The 19016-nt window shown below is 44.7% G+C and carries 15 protein-coding genes; 7 read left to right on the top strand and 8 right to left on the bottom strand.

Annotation, left to right across the window (positions count from 1 at the left end):
- Window positions 1–56: 56 nt before the first annotated feature.
- Window positions 57–641, bottom strand: a complete 585-nt coding sequence (locus ABXT60_RS12960) for a TetR/AcrR family transcriptional regulator (protein WP_443630510.1) — start codon at window positions 639–641, stop codon at window positions 57–59.
- 97 nt (window positions 642–738) lie between these two features.
- On the opposite strand from ABXT60_RS12960, the gene ABXT60_RS12955 reads away from it, so the two are divergent.
- Window positions 739–1860 carry an aromatic ring-hydroxylating oxygenase subunit alpha gene (locus ABXT60_RS12955; protein ID WP_443630509.1) on the top strand — a complete coding sequence of 374 codons (1122 nt, stop codon included), beginning with the start codon at window positions 739–741 and terminating at the stop codon, window positions 1858–1860.
- 42 nt (window positions 1861–1902) lie between these two features.
- A complete protein-coding gene (locus tag ABXT60_RS12950) occupies window positions 1903–3084 on the top strand; it encodes an aminomethyltransferase family protein (RefSeq protein WP_443630508.1) in 1182 nt (393 codons plus the stop codon).
- A gap of 86 nt (window positions 3085–3170) precedes the next feature.
- Here the strand turns inward: ABXT60_RS12950 and ABXT60_RS12945 are convergent, their stop codons facing one another.
- The 5 genes from ABXT60_RS12945 to ABXT60_RS12925 all read right to left on the bottom strand — a co-directional run bounded on the left by ABXT60_RS12945 (window position 3171) and on the right by ABXT60_RS12925 (window position 10738).
- Window positions 3171–5231 carry an ABC transporter permease gene (locus ABXT60_RS12945; protein WP_443630507.1) on the bottom strand — a complete coding sequence of 687 codons (2061 nt, stop codon included), beginning with the start codon at window positions 5229–5231 and terminating at the stop codon, window positions 3171–3173.
- On the bottom strand, window positions 5228–6304 hold the full coding sequence (locus tag ABXT60_RS12940; protein ID WP_443630506.1) for a quaternary amine ABC transporter ATP-binding protein: 1077 nt from the start codon (window positions 6302–6304) through the stop codon (window positions 5228–5230). Before ABXT60_RS12940 ends, ABXT60_RS12945 begins: the two co-directional genes overlap by 4 nt.
- Before the next feature lie 141 nt (window positions 6305–6445).
- Window positions 6446–7387 carry an ABC transporter substrate-binding protein gene (locus ABXT60_RS12935; protein WP_443630505.1) on the bottom strand — a complete coding sequence of 314 codons (942 nt, stop codon included), beginning with the start codon at window positions 7385–7387 and terminating at the stop codon, window positions 6446–6448.
- A gap of 196 nt (window positions 7388–7583) precedes the next feature.
- Window positions 7584–9872 carry a DUF1989 domain-containing protein gene (locus ABXT60_RS12930; protein WP_443630504.1) on the bottom strand — a complete coding sequence of 763 codons (2289 nt, stop codon included), beginning with the start codon at window positions 9870–9872 and terminating at the stop codon, window positions 7584–7586.
- 152 nt (window positions 9873–10024) lie between these two features.
- A complete protein-coding gene (locus tag ABXT60_RS12925; protein WP_443630503.1) occupies window positions 10025–10738 on the bottom strand; it encodes a FadR/GntR family transcriptional regulator in 714 nt (237 codons plus the stop codon).
- A 341-nt stretch (window positions 10739–11079) separates the two neighbouring features.
- Here ABXT60_RS12925 and ABXT60_RS12920 point away from each other — a divergent pair, with 341 nt between their 5' ends.
- From ABXT60_RS12920 to ABXT60_RS12900, 5 genes are all read left to right on the top strand, one after another.
- A complete protein-coding gene (locus ABXT60_RS12920; protein ID WP_046484074.1) occupies window positions 11080–12555 on the top strand; it encodes a glutamine synthetase family protein in 1476 nt (491 codons plus the stop codon).
- A gap of 94 nt (window positions 12556–12649) precedes the next feature.
- The gene (locus tag ABXT60_RS12915; protein WP_443630502.1) at window positions 12650–13585 is read left to right on the top strand and encodes a hypothetical protein; all 936 of its coding nucleotides are present in this window, start codon (window positions 12650–12652) and stop codon (window positions 13583–13585) included.
- Window positions 13573–14418 (top strand): GXGXG motif-containing protein, encoded by an 846-nt coding sequence (locus tag ABXT60_RS12910; RefSeq protein ID WP_046484076.1) that lies wholly within the window; start codon window positions 13573–13575, stop codon window positions 14416–14418. The genes ABXT60_RS12915 and ABXT60_RS12910 overlap by 13 nt, the downstream gene beginning before the upstream one ends.
- A gap of 20 nt (window positions 14419–14438) precedes the next feature.
- A complete protein-coding gene (locus ABXT60_RS12905; RefSeq protein WP_046484078.1) occupies window positions 14439–15776 on the top strand; it encodes an FMN-binding glutamate synthase family protein in 1338 nt (445 codons plus the stop codon).
- A 12-nt stretch (window positions 15777–15788) separates the two neighbouring features.
- Complete coding sequence (locus tag ABXT60_RS12900) at window positions 15789–16172, top strand: hypothetical protein (protein WP_046484081.1); 384 nt, start codon at window positions 15789–15791, stop codon at window positions 16170–16172.
- 118 nt (window positions 16173–16290) lie between these two features.
- Here the strand turns inward: ABXT60_RS12900 and ABXT60_RS12895 are convergent, their stop codons facing one another.
- The gene (locus ABXT60_RS12895; protein WP_443630501.1) at window positions 16291–17271 is read right to left on the bottom strand and encodes a GlxA family transcriptional regulator; all 981 of its coding nucleotides are present in this window, start codon (window positions 17269–17271) and stop codon (window positions 16291–16293) included.
- 289 nt (window positions 17272–17560) lie between these two features.
- A complete protein-coding gene (locus tag ABXT60_RS12890) occupies window positions 17561–19015 on the bottom strand; it encodes an NADH-quinone oxidoreductase subunit N (RefSeq protein ID WP_443630500.1) in 1455 nt (484 codons plus the stop codon).
- Between the last annotated feature and the right edge of the window lies 1 nt (window position 19016).

The raw sequence follows: 19016 nt of genomic DNA, 5'->3' as shown, positions 1-19016 counted from the left end.
TCCTTTTGAGCTAGAACTACTTCGTAAGCATAGTCATGCTAGTGTTGCTTGGGCGTTTATTTGAGGCTAGAAAGGAGGCGTTTGATCAGTTGTTGATTGTTACGTATTAAGGTTGGATTTAATTCCAGGCCGCGCAAACTATCCCAAGCAAAATAAATATTAATCACGCCAAGGGCGACCTGTTGGCAGTCATCTGAGCTTGCTTGTGAATGCCTGCGCTGCAACTCTAGGCTAAGGTCAGCAACATAGAGCTCAAAGCACTGAGTCATGCGAACACTGACGGTAGGGTAGCGATGGGAGGCAGATAATAAAGCATAAAATGCGGGTAGCATTGTTCGGTACACTGCCTCTGGTTTGGTGCTAAACAGCACATCGACTAACCACTCATTTGTGAGGTCTTCTCGATGGGAGTGTTCCTGTTGTCGCCATATATTCTCAAACTTGCTCGCTACATAATCAGCAACTTGATTGACTAAGTCCTCTCGGTTACCTGCAAAATGGCGCACTAAGCTGCGCTGCATACCGGCTTCTTTTGCTATTTCATCAAGAGATGCTGCTTCGAGACCAAGTTTACTGATGCATCGAGTAAACGCAGCCATAATGCTTTGTTGGCGTTCAGCTTGAAGGGATGGGCGTGCCATAGTTCATTCGCTCAAGGGTAGTAAATAATCATGTTTGACAATTTTAAACCAAAAGTATAAGTTGTCACAAATGATAATTAATAAAAGAAGTGATCTTATGGCGCTTATACACCCCCAAAAACCTCTAGAACAGCCTTTTACGAATGATCCGCAAGCGTCTTATACCCTGCCTTCTCGCTTTTACACAGACGCAGATATCTATAAGCAGGAAAAAGCAGCCATTTTTTGGAAATCGTGGGTTTATGTTGGTCATGCATCGCAATTACAACAACAAGGCGACTATTTAACTGCCAGTCTTCATGGGCAAGAGGTTCTAGTGATGAGGGATCAGGCAGGGGAGTTGGGTGCCTTTTTCAATGTATGCCCCCACAGAGGTCATCAATTGTTAGAAGGCTGTGGCAATACTCGCGTTATCGTTTGTCCCTACCATGCTTGGTGTTTTGATCAACAAGGCACGTTTTTACGTGGGCGTAACCTGCAAGATTTAAAGCAATTCTGTGAACCAGAATTTAATCTTAAAACCGTCAAATTGGAGCTTTTTTTGGGCTTTGTGTTTGTTAATCTAGATCCTAATGCACCTGCAATGACTCAAGTTTATGCAGGCTTAGCAGATGAAATTAAGTATTATGTGCCAAAAATTGATGAGGTAGAACACCAGTATCACGCTGATTATTCCGTTGCGGCCAACTGGAAATTATTGATGGACAATTTCCTTGAGTGCTACCATTGCCAGCCAGCTCATAAAGATTTTGTTGATTTGGTAGATATGCCCAGCTACAAAACTAAAGCTCATGATTATTATTCCAGCCATATTTCGCATCAACCCAGTAATAGCAACAGCAATGCATATAAAGTCGAAGGAGACCAAACCTTTGGCTACGCGGCTTGGTTCGTTTGGCCTAATTTGACCATCTGGGTCATGCCGGGGGATGCAAATATAAGCATGTTACAAATGCATCCAGATGGGCTAGCTCAATGCCACGAAACGTTAGACTGGCATGGCATAGGCAAGCAGCTCAATCAAGCTTCGCAAGACGCTATTACTTATTTAGATGAGGTGCTGCAGCCAGAGGACATTGGCCTGTGTGAAAGCGTCCAAAAAGGCCTTTCGTCTCTAGCCTACAACCAAGGGCGTTTTGTTGTAGATGACCAGCGCAGTCATTTGAGTGAGCACGGCGTACACCACTTCCAGGAACTAGTGATTAACGCGTTAAATTAATCATATTCAAACTAACATGAATTGCCTTACGAGGAGATTTCTATGGGTTCTAGCGACGGTAAATCACGAGATTTAGTAACTACTATGGCCGGTTCAGGCTGGGATTTCTCTTTAACAAGGCATTGTTATCATGACATTGAACAGCCACTTGGGCCGCATTATTGTGTCTATAATCGACGCCTAATGGCCTGTTTTTTTGACCATCGTTCTACTGAAGATGGCTATTGGTTACTACGCCAAAAAGTAGCTGTACTCAATACAGGAGAACTGCCACTTCAGTTTAAGGGTGCGGATGCGCTGCTATTAATGGATAAGCTATTCACCAAGGACATGACCAAGCTTAAAACTGGGCGCTGTGCATATGGTCTTGCGTGTTATGAAGATGGTGGCCTGATTGTAGATGGTATTCTGTTGAGGGTTGCTGACGACTGTTTTTGGTACGCTCAAGCAGATGGTGATTTCTACAGCTGGGCTAGAGCTCATGCGGTGGGATTAAATATTGAAATTACGGATCCGAAGATATTTGTATCACAGGTTCAAGGCCCCAATTCAATGAAAGTGCTGGCGGCTGCTTGTGACGATGGCATGCCCGAGCCATTTGGTTACTTTGCCATGGCGCGGGTTAAGTTTGGTGGTCAAGAAGTTGTTATTACGCGCACCGGATACACCAACGAGCTAGGCTGGGAGTATTATACTGAATCCCATCATGATGCTGATGCCTTGTGGCAGCACCTGAAGCGAGCAGGTGCACCATTTGGACTTGATATTTTTGGGCTTGATTCGATGCATATACGCCGTATTGAAGCTGGGATACTTAATGCAGGGTCCGATTTTGATCATACAACCACCCCCTTCGATGTAGGCTTAGGCATGTTTGTTGACCAAGATAAAGGTGATTTTATTGGCAAGGCTGCACTTAAAAAAGCATCTAAGAGTAACCGTTTAATAGGTGTTTTGTGTAATGCGGAGCCACACATAGGTGCCGAAATAAAACGGGATGGCCATGTAGTTGGCAAAGTGACTGCAGGTGCTTTATCACCCTATTTAAAACAGGGTGTAGGGATTGCCTTGATGCTTGAACCTGGAAATCTACCGGATACGCTAGTTACAATAGGCTGTATAGATGGCAAATTTCATGAAGGTAAGCTTGCAACCTTGCCACTATATGACAAAGCCGGGGAAATACAGCGCGGCAAAGGCGGTGCTATTCCTTTGAGAGATTAACCCCCTTGAGGGGTTAAGTTTTTAGTATTTGGGTACAAAAAGGCTGGGCATTGCCCGGCCTTTTTGTGTGTTAAATTAAACCTTTATTAATTTAATCCGAGAGCCTGTTTTCTCTGGTTGGCCCATGTTCGTAATATCTGGTCGATAGCGAGGCCAATACAGGCTACGCAAATACCAAGAATTAAGCCGTTACCCACACCATTTCTGTCAGACAAAGAACCCAGGATCAGCTGTCCAAGATCATCTGTACCGATCATTGCACCGATAATGACCATAGATAGGGCAAACACCACAGTTTGATTAAGACCTAAGGCAATGTGAGGGAATGACATGGGTAACTCAATTGTTAACCAACGTTGTACTCGATTCACTCCGGACATAGTGCCGGCGTCTTGTAACGTTTCGGGCACACTTAATAGGCCTTCTACGGTGTAGCGAAGGGCGGGAATTGACGCATACACAATAATCGCGATAACTACTGCGGTATCAGTGATACCAAACAGCATCATTACGGGGATTAAATAAATAAATGATGGGAAGGTCTGAAAGGTATCACAGTAGGTCAGAATAAAGCGTGTTGATCTAGCATTCTGTGCACACAATGTGCCCACTGTAATACCAATTATGCCTGATACGAGCACAGATACACTCATTAGGTATGCGGTAATCAGCGCTCGGTCCCACCACTGGGTGAGAGCAATAAAGAGTAATAATGCACCTACAGTTAAGGCAACGCGAAGACCCCCTACAATAAAACCAATACCCATAAATAATGTAAAGGTCGCTATCACTGGCATGCCCAAATAGGCGGCTTTAACGGGTAACAATACCGAAATAATTAGCCATTCGTTAAAAACTTTAAGTGCGAAGAAGTAGGTGTCCCATATCCAGTCAACGCCAGACTGCAAGTAAATAGCGATGGACATGCCCTTGTTATGCGGCACAATGTACAGGTAATTAAACCCTTCTGGAAAAATGAATTGACCCACATATGCTAAGCCTAGTGCTATCATGAAAAGTGCTGCAAACACGAGAGAATACTTGTGCTTCTCGATAAAAGACAGACTGGAAAAATAGTCGGTTTGCTTATTGGCCCAGGCCAGTGACATACGGTCGAGCACAATTGCGATTAATACGATGCAAATACCGATTTCGGTAGCTTTACCGATATCAAGGCGGTTAAGAGCAATCAGAAGATCAATGCCTAGCCCCTTCGCACCGATCAGCGACGCTAAAACCACCATGGCCAAGCATTGCATGATGACTTGGTTTACACCAATCAATATGTCGCGGCGGGCTGTTGGCACCAATACATTGGTCAATAGTTGCCAATTGGTGCAACCACTCATCATGCCAGACTCGGCAACTTCGGGCCCCAATTTTTTCAGGCCAAGTAAGGTAAGGCGCACCATTGGTGGAGTAGCAAAAATAACCGTTGCAATAGCACCGGCATGATCACCAATACCAAAAAATACCATCACTGGAATTAAGTAGGAAAAATGAGGGATGATCTGCGCCATGTTAAGTAGTGGATTAAGTACAGCTTCAACGGTTTTACTTCTAAAGGCCCAAATGCCAAGTATGAGGCCAATAAAAACTGAAACTGGGGCAGCGACTAATACGAATGACAAGGTCTGCATGGCCGGTTCCCATTGGCCAAACACTGAAATGTAGGTCATTGAAAAGCCCACTAACAGAGCAAGTCCTCGTCCAGCAAGTGCATAGCCTAAGATGGTGGCACCACCAGCGATCACTGTCCACGGTAAACCAGGCATTCTCGCCCAAGGGTTTGCTGTTGCCCAGTCCCAACTGGAAAAAGTGACGATTGTTTTTGCGCCGCCTAGCATTATTTCTCGGATGAACTCGATTTGGAAAAGAATGAAGCCCGAAATTATTCGTGTGAATTGGCTCACTAGCGGCTTTTGTTCGAACTCCTCAATATCTGGGTCATACACTTCAACTGGCCACCATTCAAACATTAGGTAACCAATTGAGTCATTGATATAAAGAGGGAACCATTTGAGTAATGGTGGTAGGCGCCATAGAATATTAGACTCAGCAGGCACAATAAAATGGTTTAGCAGGTAAAAAATCACTAACAGTAAGATAAATTGTAGTGATTTTTTCTGTTTAAATAGTTCGATCATGAGGCGTTTTCACTCCCCTTGGTTGAATGGCTTCCAAACAAAACATGCACAATTTTAGCAGCAGTTATAGCACCGACAGCTTGGCCTGCGTCATCAACAACCGTCACCGGTTTGCTAGAGTTTAAAATGACTTCAGCCACAGTTTCAATGACGACATTATGAGGCACTGTCAAATCACTCATCGACTCAAGTGGGTCAAATGCGTCCATCACAGATTCGATCTTTAGTACCTTTTCCCGTGGTACTTCTTCGGTAAATTTACGCACGTATTCAGTCGCTGGATTGAGCACTATATTGGCGGGTGTATCAAGCTGCTCAATAATGCCATCTTTCATGATGGCAATGCGGTCAGCTAGACGCAAGGCTTCGTCAAAATCATGGGTGACGAATAAGATGGTTTTGTGTAGTACTGATTGTAAGCGCAGAAATTCGTCCTGCATTTCCTTACGAATGAGTGGGTCAAGTGCAGAAAAAGGTTCGTCAAGGAACCAGATATCAGGCTCAATCACTAGCGAACGTGCGATGCCGACTCGCTGCTGTTGGCCACCTGATAGTTGTCGCGGGAAATAGTCTTCACGCCCAGTAAGGCCCACTAAGTCGACCATTTCTTTGGCTTTTTTAACACTCTCTTGAGTGCTAACGCCCTTTACTTGTAATGGGAAAGCAATATTTTCTAATACTGTCTTGTGTGGCAGCAAAGCGAAGTTTTGAAACACCATGCCCATTTTATTGCGGCGTAGCTCAATCAATTGCTTGTTATTCATTTTCAGGATGTCTTCACCTTCAATGAATATTTTGCCAGCAGTGGCGTCGGTCAATCTGGAGATGCACCTTAAGAGGGTTGATTTTCCAGAGCCAGATAGACCCATAATAATCAGTAGTTCACCTGCATGTATGTCGAAAGAAGCGTTATTTACTCCAACGATGCATCCTGCTGCCTGAAATTTTGCAGCATCAACTACACCATTAGCTTTCTTTAACATGCTTTCTGCATTGTCGCCGAAAATTTTGTAGACTGAGTCGCAACGAATTACGGGTTCGTCCGAAGGAGATGTTGCATTTTGCGTAGACATAGGCGAATTCATTTTTTTATACTTTAGTGTTTAAGGATGACATCTTAGGCTAAATAAGAAAGGCTATTATGTCAAAAAATAACCCTCTGATTAGATCACCAACCAGAGGGTTTAGTTACTTAGGCATTAATGCCCCAAGTGTTACTTGGTCCAAGCTGTCCAAGTCGCTTCGTTGTCTGCAAGCCATTTAGCTGCAGCATCTTTATGGTCCAATCCGTCTGTGTCAACCAAAGCAGCCATTGAGCCGATTTGACCTGTAGAGAAGGAAATTTTGCTGTACGCAGTGTACGCAGCAGGGTGACTCTTTGGGAACTTGTAGCTAGCTGCTTTCTTCAACCAACCTTTTGGTGAACCACAACTACCTTCACCCCCATCAGCCACACGACAACCTGCAGTGTACTCTGGGAACTCAATAAAGGTAAAGCCTTCAGCATCGGTGAAGTTTGGTGTCCAGTTAAAGATAATGGTAGCACGGCCTTCTTTCTTAGCTGCGGCTAGTTCTGCCCAAAGAGACGACGCACCACCAGCATATTTAACCATGTAGTCATCACCCAAACCAAGTGCCGCGATACGCTCTTCCATCAACGTACCATGCCAGCTTTGTGGGCCTTCTAACCAACGGCCTTTGCCGTCTGAATCCACTGTAGTAAATACATCTTTACAGTCTTTTAGAGCTTCCCAGTTAGGTAAGCCAGGACATAGGTTTTGGTCGATTACCCAAGTTGGAACACCCATTTCTTCTAGGGTTGCTGCAGAGTGCGTACCGGCGTCAATCAAGCCACCTTTAGCCATAGCATTGTAGAATGAACCTCCAAAACTTGACTGCCACACTTCGTGTGAAATGGTCACGTCGCCATTACGAATAGATTCATATACGGCTTGGCTATCCGCTGGAACATATTCAACGTTGTTGCCCATGCTTTCAAATATTCCACCAATAACGTGGGCCATAACCACTTGGCTTGACCAGTTGTGGATGGGGATGACGATAGGTTTTGTGCTATCAGCTGCTTTGGCTACGCCAGTTGCCGATAGTAGGATGGCAGATGCGCCAGCAGCTATTAATGTATTTCTAAATTTCATTAGTTTTTCCTCGGTATTATTTTTATTTATTGATATTTATGTATTCACAAATTATTGGTAAGTACATAAGCTGTCAAGTATCAGCTTTTAATTATGTGTAACAACACCCTTCTCTTTTAATGACAGGCAAAAGCCTGTTTATTTTTTGATCCAGCGTTACCGCTAAATCAAAAAGGCTTGCAACATTCACTCCAAATTAAGCTCTCACACGAGATTTAGTTGGGTCATAGTGAGAAATGCCCACTACGGTTGCGGGAATCCGTTTAATGTGGCCATCCAGCTTGCCAACCTCTACCTGAGTACCAGGTTCTATGTGGTCGATGGACATGCTGCATAAGGCAATGTTTTGATTTAATATGGGGGAGCGCACAGCACTGGTAATGGTGCCCACTTGTTGACGGCCTACGCGGACACATTCCCCGTGGCTTGCAATCTCTTCACCTTCTAAGACTAAACCGACTAACTGGCGCTGTGGGTTAGCTTTACGCTCGATCAAAGCGTCACGGCCAATAAAGTCTTCGTCTTTAGTTTTAAGTGGCACTGTAAAACCGATGCCAGCTTCAAACGGGTCAGTTTGGTCATTAAATTCGTAATCGGCAAAAATTAATGCAGATTCAATTCTTAGGTTATCCAGTGCTTCTAAACCCAACGGACTGATACCAAATTCTTGGCCAGCGTCCCATACGGCGTCCCATACTTCATGGCCGTCTTTAGGGTGGCACCATACTTCATAGCCGCGCTCCCCAGTATACCCCGTGCGTGAAACTGTTACGGGGGCACCTTGTGGCCCACCTATGCGGCCATGGGTAATGCGAAATGGTCGTAAATCTTTAATAGGTGTTTGGCAGTCAGGCGTAAAGATTACTTTCTTTAGCGTGTCACAGCTTAAGGGGCCCTGTACTGGTAAATTGTGCAGTTGGTCATTAGAGTCTTTAATCACTACAGCGAAATTCTTTTCTATGGCCACTTTACGCAGCCATTCAATGGCACCGTCACAACCGCCTACCCAGCGGAAGTTATCTGTTCCAAGGCGGAATACCGTGCCATCATCTACCATACAGCCGTTCGGGTAACACATAGCGGTATAGATAACTTGGCCAATAGCCAACTTACGAATGTTGCGGGTAACCGCATAGTTTAATAAGTTTTCGGCGTCTGGGCCTAAAACTTCACACTTGCGCAGTGGGCTTAGATCCATTAGGACTACTTTTTCACGACATGCCCAGTATTCAGCGATAGCCCCATAGTTGCTAAAGTGGTTTGCTAACCAGTAGCCATTATAATCAACAAAGTGTTGCGTCATGGTGGCAAAACGGTCGTGAAATGCTGTTTTCTTAGTCATAGTGGAATCTGCTACGGCGTTTTTACGGAAGGCATTGCCTTTCTCAAAGTTGTTATCAGCGGCGTAAATGCGCACGTGAATATCTGTTGGGTTCCAGCCATTTGCTGGGCTAATATCGTCTGGACAGGCCGTAGAGCCACAAACAAGGTCTACCTGAGCCTGCATTAACACATAGTCGCCTGGGCGAGTCCAAGGTTGGCACGAGCTATGCTGATCGTAATCGTCATAGCCTGTGTTAAAGAAAAAGTTTACTGCTGGCCATCCCTTACGAGGTGCAACACCCATTGGGCCTAGCACCGCATTAAGGTTCTCTGTGCAGTTAATATGACCAGGATAGCCAATGTCATCATAATACTTAGCGCTGCAGGCTAGGTTAAAGGTATCGTGACGGGCTACTGTATCTTGGATCACATTAAGCACATTAACTTGATCATCAGTATAGAACTTGTCGTATAAGCCAGGGCCTGGAAAAGCAGACGCCATTAAGGTACGGGTAGTTAATGGGCAAATAAGTTTTTCTACCCCTTGTGCTAAGCGTGCTGCGTCTAAGGCGATGAAGTCTGAGCATTGGCGGCCAGCAACATCAATAATTTGAATATATTCACCGGCTTTAACTAAGTAGGCTTGGGCGGTGCTGTTGTTAATTCGGATTTCACGGTCAACAGGTCCTAACGGTGCTGGCAATTCATCATTAACAATGACGCCGTTACCACTAACTCCAACGATAATATCTGTTGGCGGTAATAGCTGCTCTTGGCTCATGTCTTCGCCTGGCGCAGCGATTAAACATAAGACATCATGAGCAATAGAGTAGCTTTGTTTGCTTAGGGCTTTTGATCTGGCACCAAAAATAGAAATGCCTTGGCAGCTGGTTTGGTCGTTAGCATCCATCCAGTTACGCAAAGGGGCAATATCACTATTAGCTGCGGCACCTAAGCTTTCAAGGGCGGGCTTACCATTACTGTCAAAGGCAATAAGCTGAACTTCTTGCTCACCTTCAGGGTCACTTAACGTTAAGGTGGAACCCGCAGCCAATTGCAGAGAAATTAAATGCTGTGCAGGCACCCTGTAGCGCTGTATACCGTCATCGCCCAATACAGGCGATGGCATAGGGTTGGCGCTGTAATAGCTAAGCGGTTTCATAGGCCAGGGGCTCAAATGTTATTATAGTGACTAAGCACAGCGAGTGTGCGCCACTAACGATAACAATATGATATGAACAACTATTGTCTACAGTATGTATAGGATGTAATATTTTGTTAAATTTTTTAACAATTAGGCCGCAAATGTTTAGATTAGCGCACTAAATCCTTCTGTGCCTTGTCTAAATGTTCCGCCATACTCGCTTTAGCTGTTTGTGCATCACGATGGCTGATGGCCTCAAATATGGTCCGGTGATGGGTATTGTATTGGGCCATGTTCTCAGCGCTTAATACTTTGCCGCGGCTAGCTCGCCATAGCTCATGGCGGCGAACTTCATTCACCTGCTCGTAGATCCACATCATCAGTGGGTTATCGCATGCTTGGGCGATGGCTTGGTGAAAGGCTTCGTCGGCAATAGAGAATTGTTCAGCAGTTCTTGCGGCCTCTACCCTTTCAAGGGCCTGGCCAAGTTGTTCAAGATCACGGCCAGCAGCATGGTGTACAGCTAGATCTACAATAGCCGGCTCTAGCATGTTGCGAACCTGCATCAGTTGCATTGGGCTGGTGGTGTCGGCAAATTGGCTGGCAGCTTGCTCAGCCACCTGTGGCCTAACAAAAGTGCCACTACCTACCTTGCGCTCTACTAGACCATCTTGTTCTAACAAGGTAAGGGCGCTTCTTAATGTGCCCCGGGAAACATCATAATGAGCCGCCAGTTCTCGTTCAGCAGGCAGTCGCTCATCAGCCCTATAAACTTGTTTGCGTATGGCTTCTGAGATGGCGCTAGCCAATGCCCGCGCACCGTTAGGTCTAGACTGGCGTCGGTCCAACGTTTGGTAGCTTAAAGGGGCTGTGCTGGGAAACATGGTGAGTCGCTGCGTTTGGTTTTGATTGGTCTTTAGGTTAGCACATATAGTTTAATAATTGGTATAGCTATTGGTATAAAATTATTTACATTTTATTTGGACTTAATTAACTAAAAATAAAAAATTTTAAGTATTAATTAAAAATCTTTTAAAAAACATCTGTTTAGCTTAGCTATATAGCGTTTGTAGAAATAATTAACAAAAAAAGACTTGCCTCTTCAATTTCATCAATGGTATACCTTTACAGCGCTTTATACGTACCTTTAATGTACCAATTATTGTTTTTTGGTTGAAAGGCACGGGTCCCTAAGCTCAAACAAAAATAATATGAGGAGGCATCGATGACAGATTTACAACAATACGTTGACGCTCCAGGTCGGGATGACCTGGTTAAGCAAGTGCGCGCCAAGATCGACGAATTAGGCATTACCTATGTTTATTACCAATTTATTTCTGTAACTGGTCGTATTGTAGGTAAGGGCATACCAGCACGTCATTGGGAGCGTACAGCGGCCAAAGGCTTTCAGCTTGTATACGGATCAACCGCTAACTTAGCCATTGACCGTCATGGCGAATACATTGGCTACGGTCCGGAAGCTTCTGAGCTTGTGGGCATTGCAGATCCAGATACATTTGTACAATTACCCTGGGACAAGCGTGTTGCACGTGTGTTCTGTACGCTATTCCGCAACCGTGAAGAGCGTGTTAATCCAGGTCAATTCCTGACGTCAGATTGTCGTGGAAACTTGCGTCGTATACACGAAGAATTTAAAGGTAAGCACGGCCTCGAGATGCGCTGTGGTACCGAACCAGAAATGATGTGGTTGAAGAAAGGTGAAGATGGCATGCCAGATGGTGGTGTTACTAAACCAACGTGTTACCACATTGACCAGTTTGAAGAGTTACGTCCTGTCTTCATGCGCGTTATTGAATATTCAGAAAAAATGGGCTTAGACATTATTCAAGGCGATCACGAAGACGCCCCAGGCCAGCTAGAATTAAATACCCAGTACGATGACGTACTACAAAACGCAGATCGTTTAACCACTTACCGTCAAATCTGTGCCCAAGTTGCACGTGAATTCGGTTTAATTGCTTGCTTCATGAGTAAGCCATTTATGGGTGTATCAGCTTCAGGCTGTCACCATAACATGTCGCTATGGTCGGGTGGTGAAGACGTATGTCACCCAGAAATTGCGGGTAGTGATTCACTGCCAGGTATGCCTGGTCCATTTACCTATCGTGAAGGTGGTCATAACACTTTTATGCCAGTACTTGATATTCATGAAACTAAGCCAGGCCCTATCGGCCTACAGTGTATCGGCGGCGTTATTGCTCACTTACCAGCTTTAACTTCAATTGGTTCTTCAACTGTAAACTCGTTCCGTCGCTTATGGGACACCGGCTTCTGGGCACCAATCTTTGCAGACTGGGGTTACCAGAACCGCACGTGTGCCTTGCGTGTGTCTGCGCCAGGCCGTTTTGAATACCGTTCAGTAGACTCTATGGTTAATCCGTACCTTATGGGTGCTGCGCTCCTTAAAGCCTTTGATGATGGTATGGACAACGATCTTGATCCAGGTGATCCAGAAGAACGTAATATTTATGCGGCTATGGAGGCTGGTAAGCAAGTGACTAAATTACCAATGTCCTTAGGCGAGGCCATGAATGAGCTTGCTAATGATGAAGTGATCAAGTCCTCTATGCCTGGTGAAATGTACACTGTTTACAGTGGTCATAAGAATGATGAGTGGGAACGCTTTAACCAGACTGTGACTAACTGGGACACAGAAACCTATCTTGATTGCTTGCCATAAACAGCACGCTTTCAGAAAACCCCGGCTGGTAAGGTTAATAGCCTGCCAGCCAATTTTATAACTACTCTAAAAGTAAATATTAGGAGACGCGACCATGTGTGGTATTGCAGGCCTTATCCATAAGAAGGCGGGCGGTGCAAACATCGGACAAGAAATGACTGATATGCTTCAAGCTTTGAAGCATCGCGGACCAGATTCTACCGGTTATGCGCTATATGGCTCCCCCATTAGTAACTACATAATGCGTATCAACCTTGCTGAGCAAGCTGATACAAAAAAAGGTTTTGACGTTGCATCACAGCTTCAATCTCGTAACGACCTAGTCGATGCGCGTATGGCTGAATTAGGTGCTAACGTGGCTAAGAAAGAAAACTCCACTTCTTACGCGCTGCGTTATGAAGTGTCTTTTGACGGCGACCTTAAAAACTTAATCGATTACATTGAAGACATCGAAGGCGTTGAAGTAATGTCTTGTGGCAACGGTCTTGAGTTGATCAAAGACTTGGGTGATGCAGCTGTTGTTTCAGCTCAGTACGGCATTAACTCTTTTCAAGGTTCTCACGCAATCGGTCACACCCGTATGGCAACTGAGTCTGACGTAGACATTCGTTCAGCTCATCCTTATTGGGCATATCCGTTTGCAGACGTATCTGTAGTACACAACGGCCAGTTAACTAACTACTGGACTAACCGTCGTGCGCTAGAGCGCCTTGGCAACCGATTTAACTCAAACTGTGACTCAGAACTCATTGCTGTTTACATTGCCAACCGCATAAGTGAAGGCGATGACTTAGAAAAAGCAATGCGTCGTTCAGTAGAAGACCTAGACGGTGTATTCACCTACCTAGTGGCCACTTCTGACTCGCTTGGAATGGCTAAAGACGTTATGGCTGCTAAGCCTATGGTTATCTATGAGAGTGATGACTTTATCGCGTTGGCTTCTGAAGAAGTTTCAATCCGTAAAATCTTCGATCACGATATTGACACATTTGACCCCTATGAAGGCGAGGTGCGCGTATGGCAACTGTAAGCACGTCCGGTCAATCCCATGATATGGGGTTGCATACGGAAAAGCTCACAAACCGAACTCAGCAGCGTTTTTTTGATGCTGGCGAATCGGCTAATCTTACTTATGCATGGGCTCCAGAAGTCGACACAAACAAAGTAGGCACTTTGGATTGTGAAGGGATGGACGCAACTGCAATTAACATTCGTATACGGGAATTGATGACTGAGGGTTGTGGCACAATAAACCTTAGTAATCCGGGTTCTATGCACGGTTTGTGTGTTGGCATCTTAAGCCGTTTACAGCTAAACGTCACTGGTAGTTTGGGCTATTTTGGTTGTGGTCTGATCGACGGACCGAATGTCAACATCTCTGGTCGTGTTGGCTGGTCATGTGGCGAAAATATGATGGCTGGAACCATTATTGTGCAGAAAAATGCAGGTTCTACCTTTGGCGCAGCCATTCGTGGTGGTGACCTAGTGTGCAGAGGCGATGTGGGTTCACGTACCGGCATAGACCAAAAAGGTGGCACCATCATTGTTGGTGGTAAAACTGGCGCATTCACAGGCTTTATGATGCAACGTGGTCGTATGATCATTCTTGGTGATGCTGGCATAAACCTTGGCGACTCTATGTACGATGGTACCATCTACGTAGGTGGAAAAATTGAAGGCTTAGGTGTAGACGCCGTGCCAGCTGACTTAAATGACCTTGACCGCAAGTGGTTAAAGTCCAAGCTTGATCTTTATGGTATGGAAGCGCCTAACGGCATCGATAACATTCAAAAGATCGTTGCTGGTAAGCAGTTGTGGAACTACGACAACCTCGAACCATCAGAGAAGAAGCTAGTTCTTTAAGAGCAGCGAGGATACTTATTATGGCAGTTGTTAATCAAAAAGAAATAATCGGGAAGAGTTTTATGTTCCCGCCGGAAGTCATGAATGACATCCACATAAAGTCCGACCTTGGTCGTTACCGTATGCGTGGTTTTTCATTGTTCAAAAAGATCCCAAGCTGGGACGATTTGACCTTCATGCCTGGTACTTTGACACGCTTCGTAATTGAAGGTTACCGTGAAAAGTGCTTAACCAAAACCGTGATCGGCCCTAGAGCCAAGCGTCCTTTGGTACTTGATATTCCTGTATACATTACTGGTATGAGTTTTGGTGCATTGTCTTACGAAGCTAAGACAGCATTGGCCCGTGGCGCAACCATGGCAGGCACTGCGACCTGTTCTGGGGAAGGCGGCATGATCCCTGATGAGCGTCGCTACTCTGAGAAGTGGTTTTATCAGTGTATCCAGTCTCGTTACGGCTTTAACCCACACCACTTGCGCCTAGCAGATGCGTGTGAATTCTTTATCGGCCAAGGCTGTAAAGTTGGTTTGGGTGGTCACTTGATGGGTCAGAAAGTAACTGATCAGGTGGCAGAAATGCGTTCCCTGCCAGCCGGTATTGACCAGCGTTCACCTGCTCGTCACCCAGATTGGTTGGGTCCAGATGACCTTTCTTTAAAGATCAAAGAAATTCGTGAAGCCACTGACTGGCAGATTCCTATTCAGCTTAAGCTGGGTGCGGCTCGTGTGTATGATGATGTACGTATGGCGGCTAAGTGTGAGCCAGACTCTATCTTCATCGATGGCATGGAAGGTGGCACTGGTGCCGGCCCTCACGTGGCTACGGAGGAAACAGGTGTTCCAGGTATCGCTGCAATTCGTCAAGCGCGCAATGCCCTAGATGACGTAGGTAAGACTGGTGAAATCAGTCTTGTTTATGCTGGTGGTATCCGTAATGGTGGTGACGTTGCTAAAGCTTTGGCATTGGGTGCCGATGCAGTTGCAATAGGTCACTCTTCGTTAATGGCGTTGAACTGTAATCGTGACATCGACGAAGCTGACTTCCCTAATGAAATGGGCGTAGAAGCGGGCTCTTGCTATCACTGCCACACTGGCCGTTGCCCAGTAGGCATTGCTACTCAAGACCCTAAGCTGCGTGCTCGTTTAAACCCAGATGAAGCTTCTGAGCGTGTATATAACTTCCTACACACTCTAACCATCGAATGTCAGTTGTTGGCACGTGCATGTGGTAAGACAAACATTCATTCTTTAGAGCCAGAAGATATTGCGGCTCTAACAATGGAAGCGTCTGCCATGGCCCAAGTACCATTAGCAGGCAGCCAGCACACAGTTGGCCGTCCAGACATGACGCGTTTCTAGGAGGACATTACAATGTCAAAAGAAGTAGATCATTATTTAACGACAGACGGCTTGGATACAGACCGTGAGAAGATGATTGGTCAGACTATTGGTTACCGTTACGACGTTAACTTGGTGCCTGACATGGATCATTGTACTCCGTACCTTACGGAATACATGGCCAAAATGAACTGGTCTGACCTTAACTGGTTGGAAGATGTTCACATGGGCTACGAAGAAGACCATGCTGCTGTTTTCGATCGCAATATCAACGCTTGGGTAACTATTCCCGATACCATTGATCTTCCGAACAATCAGCAAGACCGCGATATGATTGCGCGTGAACTGTTAGTGAAGTTCCAAATGTCTGAAAATCACCCTATGGTCCAACTGCGTGAAGCTTACGCAAAGTTCTAATAGTGAAACCTTGGGGCGCTAGCCCCAAGAATTCGGCATTAAAAAGCCCAGCTATTGCTGGGCTTTTTTGTGGCTGTCAGTTGATATTATTAGCATTGGAATGAAGCCATATAATAAATTAAGCAGACCACATTAATGCTTTTTGATGACGGGCTTTTAATGGAGGAAGGCCAAAGCGTTTTTTATAACATTTATAAAAACTGGGTAGAGAAGAGAAGCCACTATTTATAGCGATTTTTTCAACTGTAAACTCAGATTCAAATAATAATTTATGAGCATGATTAAGGCGCTTTTCTAAATAATAAATACTTGGAGAAATACCAATATATACTTTAAATAAACGTTGAATTTGACGTTTTCCTAAGCCTGCATAACCACTTATTTCAGAAAGAGTTAATGGCTCATCAATATTATTTTCCATTAATGATGCCACTTGCTGTAAAGAATTAGGCCAACCGTAAGGGCTAACCTTATTATCTAAACGATGCTCTTTAGGGGTGCGCAACATGCCACAATTCATCTCTTCTGCTACCGAAATAGCCAATGACTTACCATGATGGAGATGGATAATATGTAGCATCATATCTAGGCTTGTACTCCCACCTTGGCAAGTAAAGCGGTTATTATTGACATTAAAAATGGCACGGTTTGGTGTGGCACCTTGCTGGCGCAGATTAGTTAAGTGACGGTGATCTATGGTCCATCGACAATCCTCTAGTAAGCCTGCACAATAAAGGTAGTAAGGCCCGGTGCCCACACCGCCTAGTAACGTACCATTTTCTGCTAGGCGCTTTAAGGGCTTAGTAAAGCCTTGAAGAGGGAGTTGATAAACATCCTGACTTGCACAAATAACTAATGCGTCAAGTTGATCTAAAGCTAGGTCAGAGGTCAAGGGGAGGGTATCAATCTGGATACCGCATGAAGACATTACAGCCCCCCCTTTCAATGAAAATAACTTCCATCGATAAAGAGCATCCCCAAGGCGGTGATTAGCAACTTTTAATGGCTCAATAATATGGCTCATTTCAGCCAAGTTATAACCAGGGATTAATAATGCGCCTAGCTGCCAATTTTTATTTTTTATTATATCTAGCGGCATAAAAAATCACCAATTTAAATATTTTTTAAATACAAGTTATGCCTGTATTATTCAGTACCATATTAATCTTAATTTGTCGTTTTCACAATATATTTCAGTTAAATTGTGTCGCTCTAGGACAATAATATATACAGGTTCACATTAATTATAAACAATAATATTTTATATAAAGGATATGTTTTAAAATGACACACTTGGGTAAATTATGTATATAAAATATACATTAGCTATTTGGCTATTAATATTATTATTTAGGCATTCATAAGGTTTACTAGAAAAATTAATAGCGCTAAGCGATGGCAAACTGAACCCATTCGATCAAAGGTGTTGGATATATTCCTAACCACAAAGTAGCCAACATTAAGAGCATTAACAGTAATTTTTCATTGGTACCAAGAACCCAATGGTGGTCACTAACTGGAGGTTTGCACAGCACCAATATTACCCGTAAGTAATAATATAGCCCTAGACTACTCCCTAGCACTAGCAGACCCAGTAACATCCACAGCTGACTGTCTACTGCTACTAGAACTAAATAATACTTACCAATAAAGCCTGCTGTTAAAGGCATTCCAGCCAGAGCTAACATGGCCAGAATTAACGAGCCTGCTAATAAAGGTTGCTGAAACAGAAGGCCTTCGTAATCCATTAAAGTGCCACTCTCAAAACGTCTGTCCTTTGCCGCTAGCTGGCTTATTACTGCGAACGCTAGCATGGTCATACAAGCGTATGTGATTAAATAAATAGCAGCTCCTTCAAGCGCGGTGGATAATGCTGCCGCCCCATCGGGTGCAGTGGCTGCTAGGGTTACAATAAGATATCCCATATGGGCAATACTGGAGTAGCCAAGCAGACGTTTTAAATTGCTTTGTCGCAAAGCCAGCAGGTTGCCCATAATCATGGACAACACTGCCATTAGTGTTAAGCCTAAAAGTAGCCCGTTCAAATACTCACCCTGGGCCATCATCAACCAGCGCATAACGAAGGCGAATACAGCCACTTTAACAGCCGCTGCCAAGAAGCCAGTAACAGGGGCTGGCGCGCCTTGGTAAACATCTGGCGTCCACATATGAAAGGGTACCCAAGACATCTTGAAAGCCACACCTACGAGCATCAGGGCAGCGCCAACGACTAAGTACCCTGATTGTAAGTGTGGCCCACCTGAAATGACTTTAAGGTCAATGGTTAGGGTGCCTGCATAAGCGTAAATTAATGCCACTCCAAAAAGCAAGAAACTTGAGGATACTCCAGAGAGCACCATGTACTTGACCCCAGCTTCAAGGGTCATGCTGACCTGCTGTTTACTGTGGGCCATATAACCCACCATGGCAAACAAAGACACGCTCATAAGCTCTAGGCCAATAAACATGCTAGCAAAATGATTACTTGAGACCAACACGCAGGCACCTAAAGCCGCCAGAGACAGCAATATATAATACTCTTCACATATTTCATCAGCAGTTTCTAGATAGGCGTAGGCCATCCAGGCACAGGCTAAGCTTACTAGTAACACCACTGCTCCTAGTAAACGGCTGAAATCGTCTATGATCAATAAAGGGGTTACTTGTTGTGGCGTATCACCCATTTGCGAAAAGGCCCAAAAAGCGGCCAAAGCAAAGCCAATACAGGTGACCCAACAAGTAAGTTTGTGGCTGCGTGCAAAGGCTATTAGCAGTAATAATATGACACTAATTGAAGCTACCAGTAACAAAGGAATGAGTGATGCTAATTCGACCCAATTCATA

Source organism: Candidatus Njordibacter sp. Uisw_056 (assembly GCF_047730085.1).
Classification (GTDB): Bacteria; Pseudomonadota; Gammaproteobacteria; order Pseudomonadales; family Balneatricaceae; genus Njordibacter.
This window is presented reverse-complemented; position numbering and strand designations above follow the sequence as displayed.